Source organism: Bacillus sp. FJAT-26390 (genome assembly GCF_001682865.1).
GTDB lineage: Bacteria > Bacillota > Bacilli > Paenibacillales > Paenibacillaceae > Pristimantibacillus.
The window spans coordinates 412,212-429,022 of the sequence record NZ_MAQX01000034.1; the positions used below are offsets into that span (position 1 = coordinate 412,212).

The following is a 16,811-nucleotide window of genomic DNA, read 5'->3' on the forward strand; positions in this document are numbered from 1 at the left end:
CATCCGCCTTTCCGGGCTAATTATAGTCTACCACAAGCTGCTGCCGGCTCTGCGTGCCAGATAGTTCGCCATCGTCAGAAGTCCAACGCTGATTACGGCTTTGAACAATCCTACCGCAGTAGCGTACGAGTACCTTGAACTTTGAATACCGACTCGATAAACGTACGTATCGATGACATCAGAGACGTCTCGGAGCACCGGGTTAACGGCAAGCAAGAGAATATCCTCGAAGCCTGCATTCAATAGATTCCCTATCGCCAAAATCATGAAGATAAGGACTACCGGCATGATGGAAGGCAAGGTGATCAAAAATATTTGTTTAAACTTGCTCGCTCCGTCCATCGAAGCCGCTTCGTACATGCTCGGATCAATGCTGGCGATAGCCGCCAAGTATACGATGGAGCCAAATCCGATTTCCTTCCAAACGCCCGTCGATACGAGGATGGACCAGAATAATTCCGGAAGCGACAAGAAATTGATCGGTTCGTTGATAAAATTCATTTTCTCTAGCAAAATGTTTATGCTGCCGTTATCCGTCGAAAGCATGGACATGATCAGTCCCGCGACGATTACCCATGACATAAAGTGAGGCAGATAGCTGACCGTTTGCACGAGTCGCTTGAACATCATGTTCTTCACTTCATTGAGCATTAAGGCCAGCGCAATCGGTGCCGGAAATCCTATAAAGAACTTCAGCAAGCTGATGATGACCGTGTTTCGCATGACCTTAAAAAACTCCGGAGAGTTGAAGAACATGTCGAAATGTTTCAAACCGACCCATTCGCTTGCAAAAAAACCTTTGAAAATGCTGTAATCTTGGAAAGCCATCAATACGCCGTACATCGGAATGTAGCTAAACACGATAATGAGTAACAATGCAGGCAACACCATCATCTGGATATCCATTTGCTTCACGAAACGGAAAAATACATTTTTAGTTTTTGGTTTTAATTCTAGCTCGTCATTTACGGAAAGCTGCGCCACTACTCAATCCCCCTTGCTCTTGTTGTTCTTCTTGTATTTTATCGTGATCCGAATAGGACTAATAGGCACCTGAACAACTATAAATGATACTTTTCAATCATCGAAGTAAGCGCAACCAATTAATTTGTGACAAAAAGGGCAGCAGGCCATGGCGACTGCCGTGACCTGCTGCCCTGCCTCTACTTATGCATCGCGTCTGCCGTAGCTCGCCGCAAAACGTTTCATTTTGCGATAGGCGGCAGGGTCGAGCTTTTTAAGCGGATAAAATTGCGGATGATTAGAGTTTACCTCCAACACCCACAGCTGCTGCTTCTTATCGTAAGCAAAATCGACGCCTATCTCATGCATCCCCGAGCGCCTTTGGCTAAGCGTACTGGCTATTTGCAGGGCGACACGGCTGAGCGTTCTTACGCGCGCTTCAGTCGCTCCTACTGACAGCCCTTGTCTTTTTCCCAGCTTCTTCATCGAATAGATTGCGCCGCCTTGATAATAGTTCGTGACGATTTTATTGCGCGCTCCGACCTTTACCATAAGCCCCGTGCAAACCCATGAGCCTCCAGGCTTGCGCTGCACCATAGCCCGAATGTCGTATGGACGATTATTCACCCGATCCAAAGAAATCCCTTTTTGAACAATAAGCCTGCACGTCTTCCGCTTCTTCAACCGACCATAGACTTCAGGAATAGTCTTATAGAAGCTGCGGCTTTGTTTTTTTTGCACAATTTCATAAAGCTCAAAGCCTGAATCGGCTCGTTCGATTTTGATGATGCCTTTCCCGTGCGAGCCAATATCGGGCTTAACATAAACCATATCGTAGTGGTTAAACATCATCTCCAGATGCTCAAGACTAAACGAGACGGTTTGCGGCACGTATTGCTCCAGCTTCTTATTCGCAGATAAGTATTCACTGACAAGAAGCTTTCCGTTTATGTTTCGGCTGGCATAATTTTTTTTAAACACAGCATTTCACCTCCATCTACTCTATGCTCGGGAGGTCTATAGCAATTGTACGAACGTTTATTAGAAAACAAATATAGTAAACCAAAGGAATGATCGCATAGGCTGGAACATTTTGCTTTCTTTATTCGTTATAATAAGGTTAATACATTTGAAAGGTGTGTAATTATTGTTTAATTTAAGCCAAGTATCGAAGCCTATCAAAACCTCACTGCTCGTAACGATCCTTCTCGTATTCGCAATCAGTACCGCATGCGTTCTCATTTACGGAGACTACTTCTTGCTGGGCACCTATGAAAAATTAAACAATGATGACGTGAAATACGTAAACAGCGCAAAAATCTTACTGAACAAACATACGCTTGCTTACAATAGCGGCGAGTCGCCGTCCTCCTTCATTATGCCTGGCATGCCGTTTGTTTTGTCCGGTTTAATGCTCATTTTCGGGCAGGGGGACGCTGCCGTAATTGCGTTTCGCGTTTTGCAGGCGGCGCTGCAGGCTTTCTCCATTTATCTGATTTTCGTCATTGCGAATCAGCTGTTTAACAGCCGTGCCGCTCTTATTGCAAGCATTGCAACAGCGTTATATTTACCAGATTATTTCTCTTCTGGCGTTATTTTGTCCGAGACGATATTCCGAACGATATTCATGCTGTTAATTTGCTTCAGCCTGCTCGCTTTAAAGAGCAATAAAACGAAGCATTATGTCATCGTCGCGGTTCTTGTCATACTCGGCTGCTACTTCAAACCGCATACCGGACTTTTTCCAGTCGTGTTATTCATACTGTGGTTGTTCAATAAAGTGTCTTGGAAAACGATCGTCAAGCATACGGTTGTTATATCCATAACGATGGTGCTTCTGCTCTCTCCATGGTGGATACGCAACTACATCACGTTTGACGAGTTTATTCCGTTCACCAAATCTGCCGGAAACCCGATGCTGTTAGGGGCTTTAATCAATAACGCTGCTCCTGCGCCGGCTTTCTTCGATGCTCACCCGGAATACGAGGGACGCGATAGAGCCAGCTTATTTATAGGCTCAGACGATGCAATGGCTGATACGGCCAAAAAAATTATGCGTTATGGCTTTACGCAGCAGCCTACGGACTATTTGAAGTGGTATACGACCGAGAAAATTAAAGGGCTGTATCTCGGCCCCTACTACTGGCGAATGGTATTCGACATCCCTATTGCGTACGTCTATCCGCCGCATGTGCTGATGATGCTGATCGGCTCGGCAGGCTTGCTGCTCATGTTGTTCAACGCGGTTAGGCAGCGCAATATCCCTTACATGCTGCTGCTGCTGACGTTAGCCTATTTTACCGTTATTTATATCCCGTTTGTCGCGTTCTCCAGATATGGATATCCGAATCTGTTTCTTATTTTCATTGCCGGGGCTTATCTGATTGATCGGATTATTAGTATTCGGGGGAGGGGGCGCTTGGCCTAATGGAGTAAACCTTTGCTACCAAACCTTCAAAGGCTTCTACTACCAAACCTTCAAAGGCGTTTCGTACCCTCCCAAACCCTCCCTGCCTAGGGAGGGCCCCGAGGCGCTGCGCCCTCTGGACACCCGCATGAGTAACGTTGGTGCTAAAGAGACGCTGAATGGTGAGGTTTGAGTCGGAGCGCTTTCGTCCCTGAGGGACACGCTTTCATTGGGACGCGAACCTTAATGCGTTTGCTACCAACCTTCAAAGGCTTCTACTACCAAACCTTCAAAGGCGTTTCGTACCCTCCCAAACCCTCCCTGCCTAGGGAGGGCCCCGAGGCGCTGCGCCCTCTGGACACCCGCATGAGTAACGTTGGTGCTAAAGAGACGCTGAATGGTGAGGTTTGAGTCGGAGCGCTTTCGTCCCTGCGGGACACGCTTTAATTGGGCGGGTATAACTTTAAAAACTTTTCTAAAGAACCCTGATTAGTTATCCTAGCCGGATAATTTGTCAGGGTTCTTTGCGCTTGTTGTCAGATAGGTTGCAGTTTGTGCATTGTAATGGGGCTCAATGAGCTGGTTACTGGGCTACGTTGTCGTTCGTGCAGCGTAAGCGGGTAACTTGGGGCTTGATATGGTGGGATGGGTTGTTTCTATTGTTTACAGCTAGTTAGGGGTTAATATGGGATTTCTGTGCAGAAAGTACCACCATGGACACCGAGCGCTTTGCTCGGTGTCCATGGTGGTATCGTTGAAGCAGCCACTACTCTTTTACGGAGCCCATGACCAGCCCTTTGACAAAAAACTTTTGGAGGAAGGGGTAGACGATTAGGATTGGGAGAGCGCCGATGAAGATTTGGGCTGACTTAACTGTTTTTTTGCGAAATGAGCGCCAAATCTGCCGGATTGATGCTCATGGAGCTCATATCGCGCTGGATGATGACCGTTTGGAGGAAGGTCGCCAGCGGATACTGCTTCGGATCGCCAATGTACAGCAAACCGTCGAACCACGAGTTCCAGTGAAACACCATGCTGAACAAAGCGAGCGTCGCGATCGCCGGCAACGAAACCGGCAGGTAGATGCTGAACAAGATGCGGAAATGGCCTGCCCCGTCGATCAGCGCCGCTTCCTCCAGCTCCTTAGGGACGCCGCGGAAGAAGTTGAGCATCAGAATCGTTAGAAATACGTTTACTGCTCCAGGCAGCACCAACACCCAGAAATTGTCCATCAGGCCGATCTTCTGAATAACCATATAAAACGGGACAAGTCCGCCGTTGAACAGCATCGTGAAAACAAACAGCCATGCGTACACGTTTCTGCCGCGGAAAGCGGAGTTCTCTTTTGACAGCGGATAAGCTGCCAAAAACGATAAGAGAAGCGTTAACAGCGTGCCGATTATTGTTCTTTTGACGGCGATCCACATCGAGTTTAGAAAGATCGGATTGCTCGTCGTTTTTTTGTAAGCCTCCAGCGTGAAATCGACCGGCCATAGTCCGACAATATTGGCATCCGCTGCAGCTTTGGCACTCAGCGAGACGGCAAACACATGCAGCAGCGGGATGACGCAGAGCAGCGATAAGGCGATCAATAGGACGGTATTAAACGTGTTGAATACGCGATAGGATGGTGATTTATGATACATGCCGCACAGCCTCCTTTTTTAAAAAATTCTGTAGTTCGCAAGCTTGTAAGCAAGACGGTATGAGATGACGACTAACACAAAGCTGATGACGGATTTGAACAATCCGATCGCCGTACCAAAGCCCATTTCGCCGCTAAGAATCGCTGTACGGTATACAAAGGTATCGATAATATCGCCCTTCGCATACACGAGGGAGTTATATAAATTGAAGATTTGATCGAACCCGGCGTTCAGCACATTGCCAAGGGCGAGCGTGCCCACTACGATCGCGATCGGAATCATCGAAGGCACCGTAATATGAAGCGTCTGCTTCCAGCGGCTTGCGCCATCTACCTCAGCCGCCTCGTAGAGCGAAGGATTGACGTTAGCGAGCGCAGCTAGGAATACGACCGTGCCGAAGCCGAACTCCTTCCACACGTCGGAGAGGATGACGGTAAAGCGGAAAATTTCATTCAAAAGAATAGCGAACACGAATGGCGCAAAGAGATTCAGCACCATTTTGAAAATAGCAATAATTAACGTGTTCCATATGACCTGCAAGCTATCTTCTCTCTCGAACAAGTAGCGGAACTGATCGAGTCCGACCCATTCCGAGCCGGTCAGGCCGAGCCAAGGTTTATAATCCTGAAAGGCCATGACAAGTCCACCCATTGGCAAATACGCGAAGATGATCAGAAAGACGAGGGATGGAAGCACCATTAGATGAAATGGCCATTGTTTTATGAGGTAATAAAACAGCGGTTTTCCTTTTGTTTTGACGACGGCGGCTGCGGCTGATGCTGCCGAGATGTCGTCCTGAAGCGTTGGCTGCTGAGACATGTTTGTTCCTCCCGCTGGATGAAATGTAGAACGCAATCAGCCTGCGAGCAGGCGCGTATGCACCGCGTTCCTTATATAAAAATTATATCAGCGCGCAAAAAATCGAAGTAGCTAACAAACCCAAAGCATTTTAGCATTCTGATTCTAGTTATCTCAATTGACAAGAGGTAGGTTATCCTCTACTATTTACTGGATAAATCGAATAACGGATGAAAGAGTGCGCTCAAGATCGTACTCTGCTAGGCGATTTTGCAACCGTTTCGTACTTGCTGTTAAGGAGTGTCCTGTGATGAACATTAAAACCATTGCGCAGCTGTCCGGGGTGTCCATCGCTACGGTGTCGAAGATTATTAACAACTACTCAGACGTAAGCCAAGACACTCGCAAGCGGGTTATGAAGATTATGGAGGAAAACGGCTACAGGCCGTCCTCTTCTGCGAGAACGCTTGCAACGAAAAAATCAAACCTGATCGGCGTCGTATTCGCCGGCAAATTGAACTCAGAGCTCAAGCACCCTTTTTTCATTAACGTTATCGATTCCTTCAAGAAGCAAATCGGCTTGTTCGGGTTTGATGTCCTGCTGTTCTCGAATGAGCAGTTTTTTGATACAAAAGAGGATTACCTCGCGCGCTGCCGGCATTTTCATGTAGACGGCTGCATCATTATTGCCGGCGACGATATCGAGCCTAGCGTCCAACAACTCGCCGCATCCGAAATTCCGTGCGTAGGACTTGATATTAAATTTACCGATAATTTCTCTTACATCATGTCGGATAACGCCAAGATCTCCTCCAAGGCCGTCGAGCATTTCTATATGAATGGCTGCCGGGAGATTGGATTTATCGGAATTGAGCGCAAGTCGGAGGTCGCGACCATCCGGGAAAATGCCTTTATGGAGGCGCTTCGCAGCTTCGGCATCGCTGCGAGGCCGGAATGGATTTTGCATAGCAAGGAGTATGACGAGGAAAGCGGCTATCTGGCGATGAAAGCGCTGCTTGCTAGCGGCTCCGCGCTTCCGAAAGCGATCTTTACGATCTCTGACATATTAGCTTTCGGCGCCATGCGGGCAATCAAGGAGCATAACCTTGCCATCCCCGGCGACATTGCCCTCATAGGCTGCGATGACATCGACGCCAGCAAATATACGGATCCTTCCCTGACAACGCTTAGACAGGACAAGGAGAAGTTTGGCCGCCTCGCCGCGATGATGCTGTTTGATTTAATTAACAAACAAACGAATGCGCAGAGCATCATCGTTGATACCGAGCTAATCATTCGCCAATCATGCGGCAGCCTATAGCCATACAAAAAGAAACGTGTCCTATTCAACTAACGAATAGAACACGTTTCTTTTATTGGCCTAGCAATATTTTCGCATAAGGCGAATCAATCGGAATCATAATGACCGGTTCATTTTGCAAGGTGGTTGCGTAGCTCTCCAGCGTCCGGTAGAAATTGTAGAACTGCGGATCGCTGCCGTAAGCTTTGTTATAAATAACAGCTGCTTCACGCTCGCCTTCGGCGACGATCTTCTTCGCATCGGCTTGCGCTTGCGCGAGCAGCTCCGTAGCGGTACGATCCGCTTTGGACGTAATTTTGCGAGACTCCTCATCGCCTTCGGACAAATAACGGGCCGCAATCGATTGGCGATCCGAAATCATCCGGTTGTACACGCTTTGCTTGTTCTCCTCCGGCAAGTCGGTACGCTTGATGCGGACATCGATAACTTCAATGCCGTAGTTATCTCTTGTCAAAGCGCTGATAACGTCCTTCGTAATCTCGTCGTTAATGTTGCCGCGCGCCGTGTTCTCGCTAATGATATTATCGTAATTGACCTCCGACAGCTTGCGGCGAACGGAGTTGTATACCGCCTCGTCAATCCGCTGAATGCCGCCGCTGACCGATTGCACCGTTCTCAAAAATTGCGATGCGTTGGTGATCCGCCACACCGTGTAGTTATCCACTACGATCGGCTTCTGATCCTTCGTCAGAATCGTAGTCGGGCTGCTTTCATAAGTCATTTGGTACTTCGGCAGCGTCGATACATTCTCAATGAAAGGAAGCTTGAACTTTAGGCCTGGCTCAGGTACAGCTCTCATCGCCTCACCGAAACGAAGCACAACCTTATATTCGCCTTCCTTCACGATGTACATCGAGCCTGAGCCCAAAATAACGACTACGAGCACGATGATCAACGTTAACCATTGGTTTCTTTTCATTGTGCGTCACCTCCTTGCGGAGCTTCTGTGACTGGCGGAGTTGTTGCCGGCGGTGTCGCCGTGCTGCCCGTTCCGCTGCGCAGCAGCTCATTCAGCGGCAAATAATTTACCGTATCGCTGTTTGAATTCGTAATGAAGATTTTTGCATTCGGCAATATTTTCTCAAGCGTCTCCAGCACCAAACGGCTTTGCGTAACGTTCGGATTGTTTTTGTACTCACCGAATATCGCATTAAACTTGGCAACGTCACCCTCTGCGTTCAAAATCCGCGACTTCTTCTGGCCTTCCGCATTCTCAAGCAGCGCTTGCGCCTCACCGCGCGCTTTCGGTATGCGGTCATTTTCATACTTGGCGGCGTTGTTGATTTTGGTGTTTTTCTCCTCGCGCGCGTTCGTCACCTCGCGGAAGGCTTCCGCTACTTGACCGCTTGGCGGCTCGATATCCTGGAACTTAATATCAATAATCTGGATGCCTGTTTTGTACTTGGCCTGCAGCTCGATCAGCTTCTCGCGGACCTTATCCTGAATGACCGTCTTACCGTCTGTAATGGCATAGTCAAGCTTCTCTGAGCCGATGACAGAACGGATCGAGGAGCTGGCCGCATTGCGCAAAAACTGCTCCGCATCCGCAATATTGTATAAGTAGTCGTGAATGTTGCTTATCTTCCACTGTACGACCGCGTCTGCGGAGACGATATTTTCATCACCGGTAATCATCATCGCTTCCTCATCGACCGGAATCGCTGCCGACCCTTCCTGGCGGTAGCCGATATGGATCCGCTGCGTCAGCTCCGCCGGCACGGTAATCACCTGCTGGATCGGATAAGGCCATTTGAAATGCAAACCTGCCGAGGTTTCCCCCGAATATTTGCCGAACGTTAAAATAGCCGCCCGTTCCTGCTCCTGCACCGTATAAAAGGATGACGTTCCTAGAAAAATGACAACCACTGCCGCAACGGCACCAATGACGATTTTCTTCACCGTGCCTGGTTTTAATTCCGGCGGCCGGCGGCCGCTCATGCCAAGGTTAGGCCCTTGGTTCTGATCTTGATCCGTAAAGCTCAATGACATCTCTCCCCTTTCAAGCGTCTATTATCATTTAGAAATAAATGCCTCTAGGGGATAATACGAGAAAGTCAGGCAAAGGTCACGGAATTTTGGCAAATTTTCTTATTTTACTGGATAAATAAGCAAATCCCTTCATTTATCTGCGAATTAAGCCGTCTTTATTGTTATTAAGCTTGCCTATATAACAACAGCTTAGACTCGGCCGGCGCCAGCGCAATACGATGCTCATCGCCAGCAGTCTCTATGCGCCATTCTTCTCCGCTCCATAAATCCCGAACGACTATCCCCTTAGAGGAATCTATGCCCATTCTGGCAAATGATGCGAGCTTTGCGCTCTCGTTCTCTACGTCAAAATTAAACGCGGCAACGTATGTGCCCTCCGCTGCGCTTAATATGAACAGCCCTTCACTCTTGCTGCCGCTTCTTCCCTCGACCGGACGGAAGGTTTCGCCGCGCCGCGCAAGCGCCATAACCTCTTTATTCGTCACCAATTGCTTCGCACGCCGCGCAGCTTCCTCCACACGGTAATCATCGCCAAGCAGCAGCGAGGTACCCGCAATAACCGCGCTGTTCAACCTGCTTCTTCCCTCATGCTCGCTGATCGCACGCTGATTATCGCTTTTGTATAGGACAACATGATCGGGATCGTTAAAGCGATAGAGGTTATCATTGATCCACCAGCCGTAAGTGAGTGCGTTCAGCATATATTCGGTATCATCAATCGTCCCGAATGCATCGCAGGATACGCGGCGGCTATGTGCATAACCATGCGGCAATAACGGTGCAATAGACAGATTGATCAGGAAAGGCCGGCCAATACGCTCTGGAGCAAGCGTCTCACAGATAGCAGCCATGCCAATGTTATACGCCTGAATGCCTGTTCTTACCTTAGGATCATGGAATACGCCTTCCATAGCGCCGTGCGTCAGAAAATCCAGCTTCACATAATCAAAGCCCTGCTCTACAAAACGATCCAGCATTCGCTTAATCCGCTCAAGCGCTGCGGGATGCGACGGATCGATGGCGAATGCGCCATCAAGCTTCGGAAGAGGCTGCCCTGCACGATCCTTAATTAGGATGTCCCGGTAGAGCACAGCACCGTCCGTTCCTTCAACCGGCGTCATCGGATCGCTTCCCCAAAACGCGAAGGGCGTGAAATAGATGCCCGGCTTCTGGCCGTTAGCCTTCACCCGTCTGACCGCATCGTTCAACTGCTCCTCGCTCAGACTATTCCAGAAGGCATCAAAGTTCACGTACAAGCTTCCATTGTCGTCAGCAAAACCGTTTTGCTGCAGCTCCTTGGAGAAAAAATCCGAAGTGTGCGTATAAACGTCATAATCCAGCTTACCCATGACAGCAGACCAGCTGTTCCAGCCCATCGGCACGCCGCCATCCCATGGGAGAGCGGGGGACAGCACCGCGTTCGCCTTGCCGTACGCCTCAAGCCCATCGCGGTAATCAGGGAAAGCCCCTACAAAAATCGTCGGCGATACGATGCTTTTGCCGCGAAGAGAGCCATGAGCAATGGTATCCCTTGTTTGCAAATCAGCTGCTCCGCCGTAAACGCGAAGTCTGCCAACCGCTTCCGCAAACGTACCCTCCACGACTAAGCCTGTTTTCCAGGTATCATGAGTTACCGATCCAAGGACAAAGCCGTTGCGGCTTGTCGATTGATAAATAGCTGTCGTCTCGTAGCTATGCACGCTGCAAGGAATGGCATGCGATGCAAAGCGGACCCATTTATCATTATCGAAAGGAACGAACAGCGCTCTGATCTCCTCGCTAGTGTCTGTACCCTCAGCGAATTGCACAACGCTTCCATCATTCAAATAAGCAGCAAGCGGAGTCAATTCATTGGTCTCCCATTCGGATTCGCTTTCCACTTCGAGCTCAGTCAGCAAATAAGGGAGCTGCTCATACATGCGAAAATGCTGGCGCATCGCCGGCTTCCCAAGCTCCTCATGCTCGAAGCTCCAGCTCACGCCTCTGCCGAAGCCATCCTCGATCGGCTGAACCGAGGTTTCGTTCACGATATGCTTGCTATAATACGTTGAGCGCAGCTGTTCCAGCCCGTAACGCGCTTCCGCATAAAGTCCGATCAGCGCTTCGCCAGTGCTCCAGCGCAGCGTCACGGTTCCATCCCCCGCATTCGCCTTCGCCTGAATGATGCCATTGTCTACGATGTATTCGCCTTCTGCTTGCCTCAGCTCGAATGTTCCTATGTTCATTGTTAATCAGCTCCTAAGTTGGAATTAAAGAAGGCCGGCTGCGCCGGCCTTCGTCAAACAAGCTTTCGTTATTTCCAAAGCTCCAGACGGCTATTGTAGTTGGTCGTGTAGATTGCCTCTACCTTCTCGTCGCCAGCCGCTTTCATATCGCTCAGCATTTTATCGAAGATGCTGCTTGCTTCATCAGCAGTCTTCGCCATAATCGCTTTCGTCAATGCCTGCTTAACAATATCGGTTACTTTCTGCTCATTAAGCGCTTCAGGCGTTCCGCCCTGAGGCCCTATACCCTCGTAGATAACCGAGTCGTATACGGAATCAGATAGGTTCTTGAGCGCCATTTGATCTACTGCACCCCGTTGATAGCGGCCCGGTAAATCATAAGGCGTTCCGTCCGATCCATTGCCGTTTTTAATAAACCAAGTCCATTTGCGAATGCCCGTTTCTTTCGCGTATGCATTCCAATCGTTCTTAAAGCCTTGCAGCACTTCCGGACGAGGCGTATGCTTGCCGTCCTTCATATCCCAGTGCTGTCCTTCAATACCCCACATCAGCAAATATTGGCCTTCCTCGCTTGCCAAGAAGTTCATAAATTTCATCGTGCGTTCCGGGTTTTTGTTTTTCTTCGTAATCGTGATGGCATCCCAGCCCAGTGAGCTCCGTCCGCCATAAGTCGTCTTACCTGGATCTACGCCATCCGCTACAACTTTGTAAGGGAACAGCTGCGACTCTTCGCCGCGATCCTTCAACAAAATGGTATTAGCGGCACCGGGATCCCAGAAAGAGCCTGTAGTCGACAGAATCGTTCCTGTTGCTAGCTTCTGCTCCCAAACCTGCTTTTTATTGATTGCCCATTCCTTATCCATCAAGCCGGAGCGGTACAAATCATTCATATAAAGAATCATGTCGCGATATTTCGGGTCTTTTACGTCAAACTTGATTTTCCCGTTGTCCTCGAACATAGGCATTAGGCCAAACATCCCTTTGAATGTGTTGAACGAACCGCCGAAGTTTTCTCCGTCCATCGTGAGCGGGATCGTATCCTTGCCATCCATACTCGGATATTTTGCTTTGAAATCTACAAGCAGCTGCTTGAATTCCGACTGCGTGAAAGGCACGCCGCCTTCCGCTTTATCAGGAGCCAGCTCCTTCAAAATATCTTTGCGAATGTTGAAACTGTAGACGGGTTCGTTCTCAAATCCGTACCAATTGGATAGATAGTAGTTTTTCCCATCCTTATAGCGCGTCTTGTTCAGCACGTCGCCATACATGGTCGTTACATCTGGACCATATTTTTCGATCAATTCATTTAATGGAATAATAGCACCGGAGTCGATATATTTGTTGACCAGATCGCTTCTGCGGTCGAACAATATAATGTCGGGCAAGTCGTCGCTTGCAAGCATCAGGTTAAGCTTTTCTGCCGGATTGCCGGTCGGTTGCTGAATTTCAATCGTAATTCCCGTGCGCTTCGTAATTTCCGCCGCAACGGTGTTTGTGAATTTGTCGGATGTATTTTTATCAAAGAAGGTTAGCGTCAAAGGCTCGTTCGAATTCGCGCTTTCTGAACCGTTTCCATTTGCAGTTGTGTTTCCGTTATTTTTTGTATTGTTGGAGCCGCAAGCCGATAATACGGATATTACAACGATTAAGCTTAGAAAAAGAACGATCCGTTTTTTAATTTTCATCTTAGAAATCCCCCTTGTTGTGATTTTATTATAATCCCTTTTCTAACAAAAAAGCATGTTGTTCCCGCTCGCATCACCTCCAGCAATTAATCCGAAAAGCTTAGCTTTTTACTGCGCCTAGCGTCATGCCTTTAACGAAATACTTTTGCAGGAACGGATACACCATTATTATAGGAAGAGTCGCGACCATGGTGGCAGCCATGCGAATCGTATCCGGCGAAACGGCCAAACGTTTGGTGGCATCGGCAGCCTGCTGCGCATCGCCGACCATCGCGCTCGTTTGGTATTGGTTCAAGATTTTGACCAAAACCGCTTGCAGCGTTTTTAGATCGGGGTTATACGTAAAGACATAGGAATCAAACCACGAATTCCAGTGCATAATCGCCGTGAACATGCCGATCGTCGCCAGCACCGGCGTTGTGAGCGGCAAAATGATTTTAAAGAAAATTTGCAAATAATTAGCGCCATCGATTTTAGCCGATTCATCAAGCTCCTGCGGCAGCTGCTGCATGAAGGTTCGTACGATGATCATATAAAACACGTTCATCATGCTTGGCAGAATAAACACCATGAAGCTGTCGATCAAATGCAAGCTTTTGAGCACCATATAATAAGGGATGAGCCCGCCGCCAAAATACATCGTGAACACGAAGTACAGCGACCAGAAGCGGTTGCCCACAAGCTCGCGCTTGCTCAGAGAAAACGCAAGCATGCTGATGACGACGACCGCGAGCGGCGTACCGATTACGGTCCGCAGCACGGTAACTTTGATCGCGAGCCAAATCTCGCTGTCGGACAAGATTTGTTTGTAGCTGGCCAAGCTGAAATCTCGCGGCCACAAATATAAGTTTCCGCGGAGCGTGTCCTCTGCGCTGTTAAGCGAAATAATAAAGATGTTCCAGAATGGATAAAAGGTTACGATAAACACCGCTATGATGAAGATATAGACAACGGACATAAACAGAAAATCATTTTTAGCTTTTATCATGACATGCTCTCCTTTTCATTTTTTGCACTAGAACAACGACTGCTCGTTCATTTTTTTGGCCATCGTATTGACGCTTAAGACTAAGATGAAAGCGACGACCGACTTGAACAAACCGACTGCTGCGCCGTAAGAGAACATTCCATTTTGCAAACCGTATTTGTACGTGTACGTATCGATAACTTCAGAGTATTGAAGCACCGTATTGTTTTGCAGCAAATATTGCTGATCGAAGCCCGCGTTCAAAATGCCGCCTACCGCAAGAATGGCAAGAATGATAATCGTAGGTTTAATCGACGGCAGCGTGATGTGAAGCATTTGCTTTAACCGGCTGGCGCCATCAACCTTCGCCACCTCATAAAGCTCAGGATTGATTGCCGAGATAGCGGCCAAATACATAATGGCGTTGAAACCCATGTCCTTCCAAGTGTTGCCAATAGCGATAATCCACCAGAACAACGGACCTTTTTGCATAAATTGGATCGGCTCGTCGATGAACCCAAGCCCCGTTAAAATATTGTTAAGCACGCCTCCCGAGGAGAGCACCGTAATGATGATATTGGCTGCAATGACCCATGAAATGAAATGAGGCATGTAGGATACGGTTTGAAATGTCCGTTTAAACCAACCGTTGCGCAGCTCATTAATCATCAGCGCTAGTATGATCGGCATCGGAAACCCGAAGATAAGCGATAGGAAGCTTTGAGCCAGCGTATTGCGCATCACTCGGTAAAAATCACCGTTCGTAAAAAAATAGTTGAACCACTCAAGGCCAACAAACTCCGTCGTGAAAAACTGTCCAAAAAATGATCCTCCGCCTGGCGAATAGTTAATAAAAGCCATGTACAAGCCAAACATCGGCACGTAAGAGAATAAGAGTGTAACGACCAAGGCCGGAAGCATCAGTAGATACAATAACCGCTGCTCCTTCAACCTGCCCCATACGTTAGAATTTCGAATGCTGCGCTTGCTTTTTGGTGGAACGGATTTACTTGGTTCCGCTTTCAATATTGATTCCATGCTATAGCCTCCTGCCAGTCTTGCGTTGCTTTGTGCTCTCATTATAGGCCCCGTTATGCAGCTCATTCTATACAAGCATTTAACGATTCGTATCCGAAAACGACAGAGTTCCATAAGCTCCATTGTTGAAATGCGTCATAGCGGATAAACTAGTAAAACATCCTGATACAGGATAAAAGGTGGGGACAACCATGTACAGTATATTGATAGTGGATGACGAAGCCATTGAGCTTGAGACGATGGAGCATTATGTGCCATGGGACAAAATCGGCATTACGGTCGCGGGAACCGCACGCAATGGGAAGGAAGCGCTCGGCAAGCTCGCCGAATTAAAGCCCGACATCATCTTAACGGATGTGCGCATGCCTATCATGGACGGTCTGGAATTCGGAAGAAGAGCAAAGCAAATCGATAAAAATGTCAAAATCATATATCTGAGCGGACATAATGAGTTTCAATATATTAAGGCGGCGCTTAATATCGAAGCGACCGGCTATCTATTGAAGCCCATCGATATGGAGGAGCTGCTCTCCTTGCTGGAGAAGGTGAAGAAGAAATGCGAGGAGGATCAATTAGCGGATCAGGGCGGCGACTGGGTACGGGAGAAGCTGATGATGCGCATTATACGGGAGCCCGATCAGGAGAAACGTTATGACTATACCCGGCAGTGGGCGCTGAGCGCAGCCGATTTTATCGAAAGCAAGCCGTATGCGGCCGTATACGCCACCTTCGACTTGCCGCCGGCATATCCGAATGAAGCAGCGCTCCCTTCGAGCCCGGCAGCAACCGACCGGACGGAGCTATTCCGCAGCGTTGCGAGGCAAAAACTCGATTCCTATGTCATCGTGGAGGCCGAGCCTAACGCCATATTCGTCCTCTTTCAATGGAAGAGCGAGCAGCGCGCGGCTCAGTCTGCAGCAGATTTCTGGGAGCTGTTCCGCGAGCAGGCAGCACCCGCCGATGGATCGCAAATGACGATTGGCTTGTCCAATCCATTTATCGGCTTTCACCAAATCTGGGAGGCCTGCTTGCAAGCGCGGTCATGCAATGACGAGAAATTTTACAAGCTAAATGGGGGTGTAATAACGACTAATGATTTGAAGCCGTCCAAGCAAAAGGATGAAGACGGCGAGCAGGCCGCAGCCCGGCTTGCGTCCTCTATACAGTCTGGCGACGCCGAGCAGTTAGCCTTGCAGCTGGAAGCGTTCTTCCAAACGATTAGAGACGAGCGCATCGATCGCAATTATGCCATCCGGACGATTCTGCGGTTATTAACCGCTCTGGAACAGCATTTCTCCATGCTGCTGGCAGGCTCGCTCAAGGAGCTGCTGCTTATGGATCATTGGAAGGAAATATCGTCGATGAGCTCAGCCGCCCATATTCAAGCATATGTCAGCCATTTCTGCGATGAGATGAGAAAGGCGGCAAGCGAGCGCGATGTTGACCGCAACCAATCGGTTGCCGACCAAATCGTAAAGCTCATCGGCGAGAGATATCATCTTCCGCTTACGGTTGAAGAGATCGCTAAGGAGGTCTACCTTTCACCGAACTATATTCGTACGATTTTTAAGGAAAAGATGGGCGAGACGATTTTGGATTATTTAACGAAGATCCGAATGAACCGGGCTGCTGACCTTTTAAAGGATAAATCGTTAAAGGTTCGCGAGGTTGCCCACAACGTCGGGTACGAGAATGTCTCGTATTTCTGCTCCATCTTCCAGAAGCATAGAGGCAGCACCCCTAACGAATATCGGAAAATGTATTTATAGGCT

Annotated in this window: 12 protein-coding genes and 1 pseudogene; 3 read left to right on the forward strand and 10 right to left on the reverse strand. The window is 48.5% G+C overall.

Annotated features, from left to right (window positions below):
• Positions 1-27: 27 nt before the first annotated feature.
• Both A7975_RS28905 and A7975_RS28910 read right to left on the reverse strand, forming a co-directional pair.
• Positions 28-984, reverse strand: a complete 957-nt coding sequence (locus A7975_RS28905; RefSeq protein WP_053372143.1) for an ABC transporter permease — start codon at positions 982-984, stop codon at positions 28-30.
• Between the two features lie 183 nt (positions 985-1,167).
• Positions 1,168-1,944, reverse strand: coding sequence for a YheC/YheD family protein (locus A7975_RS28910; RefSeq protein ID WP_065387434.1), 777 nt, complete (start codon positions 1,942-1,944; stop codon positions 1,168-1,170).
• Between the two features lie 166 nt (positions 1,945-2,110).
• On the opposite strand from A7975_RS28910, the gene A7975_RS28915 reads away from it, so the two are divergent.
• Positions 2,111-3,391: a glycosyltransferase family 39 protein gene (locus A7975_RS28915; RefSeq protein ID WP_065387435.1), complete on the forward strand. Its 1,281-nt coding sequence runs from the start codon at positions 2,111-2,113 to the stop codon at positions 3,389-3,391.
• A gap of 745 nt (positions 3,392-4,136) precedes the next feature.
• Here A7975_RS28915 and A7975_RS28920 read toward each other — a convergent pair.
• Both A7975_RS28920 and A7975_RS28925 read right to left on the reverse strand, forming a co-directional pair.
• Positions 4,137-5,016: pseudogene (locus A7975_RS28920) on the reverse strand (carbohydrate ABC transporter permease).
• Between the two features lie 18 nt (positions 5,017-5,034).
• Entirely contained in the window at positions 5,035-5,715 is a 681-nt protein-coding gene (locus tag A7975_RS28925) for an ABC transporter permease subunit (protein WP_065387481.1), read from the reverse strand.
• Positions 5,716-6,124: 409 nt separating this feature from the next.
• On the opposite strand from A7975_RS28925, the gene A7975_RS28930 reads away from it, so the two are divergent.
• Positions 6,125-7,135, forward strand: coding sequence for a LacI family DNA-binding transcriptional regulator (locus tag A7975_RS28930; RefSeq protein ID WP_065387436.1), 1,011 nt, complete (start codon positions 6,125-6,127; stop codon positions 7,133-7,135).
• 52 nt (positions 7,136-7,187) lie between these two features.
• On the opposite strand, the gene hflC is transcribed toward A7975_RS28930, so the two are convergent.
• The 6 genes from hflC to A7975_RS28960 all read right to left on the reverse strand — a co-directional run bounded on the left by hflC (position 7,188) and on the right by A7975_RS28960 (position 15,039).
• Complete coding sequence (gene hflC / locus A7975_RS28935) at positions 7,188-8,054, reverse strand: protease modulator HflC (protein WP_053372153.1); 867 nt, start codon at positions 8,052-8,054, stop codon at positions 7,188-7,190.
• Complete coding sequence (gene hflK / locus A7975_RS28940) at positions 8,051-9,118, reverse strand: FtsH protease activity modulator HflK (protein ID WP_255314601.1); 1,068 nt, start codon at positions 9,116-9,118, stop codon at positions 8,051-8,053. Before hflK ends, hflC begins: the two co-directional genes overlap by 4 nt.
• Positions 9,119-9,288: 170 nt before the next feature.
• Positions 9,289-11,349: an alpha-galactosidase gene (locus tag A7975_RS28945; RefSeq protein WP_065387437.1), complete on the reverse strand. Its 2,061-nt coding sequence runs from the start codon at positions 11,347-11,349 to the stop codon at positions 9,289-9,291.
• Between the two features lie 68 nt (positions 11,350-11,417).
• A complete protein-coding gene (locus tag A7975_RS28950; protein ID WP_065387438.1) occupies positions 11,418-13,034 on the reverse strand; it encodes an extracellular solute-binding protein in 1,617 nt (538 codons plus the stop codon).
• A gap of 100 nt (positions 13,035-13,134) precedes the next feature.
• Positions 13,135-14,022 carry a carbohydrate ABC transporter permease gene (locus tag A7975_RS28955; RefSeq protein WP_053372156.1) on the reverse strand — a complete coding sequence of 296 codons (888 nt, stop codon included), beginning with the start codon at positions 14,020-14,022 and terminating at the stop codon, positions 13,135-13,137.
• 27 nt (positions 14,023-14,049) lie between these two features.
• Positions 14,050-15,039, reverse strand: a complete 990-nt coding sequence (locus A7975_RS28960; RefSeq protein ID WP_082198519.1) for an ABC transporter permease — start codon at positions 15,037-15,039, stop codon at positions 14,050-14,052.
• A 191-nt stretch (positions 15,040-15,230) separates the two neighbouring features.
• Between A7975_RS28960 and A7975_RS28965 the strand changes: the two genes are divergently transcribed.
• The gene (locus A7975_RS28965) at positions 15,231-16,808 is read left to right on the forward strand and encodes a response regulator (RefSeq protein ID WP_065387439.1); all 1,578 of its coding nucleotides are present in this window, start codon (positions 15,231-15,233) and stop codon (positions 16,806-16,808) included.
• Positions 16,809-16,811: the final 3 nt, after the last annotated feature.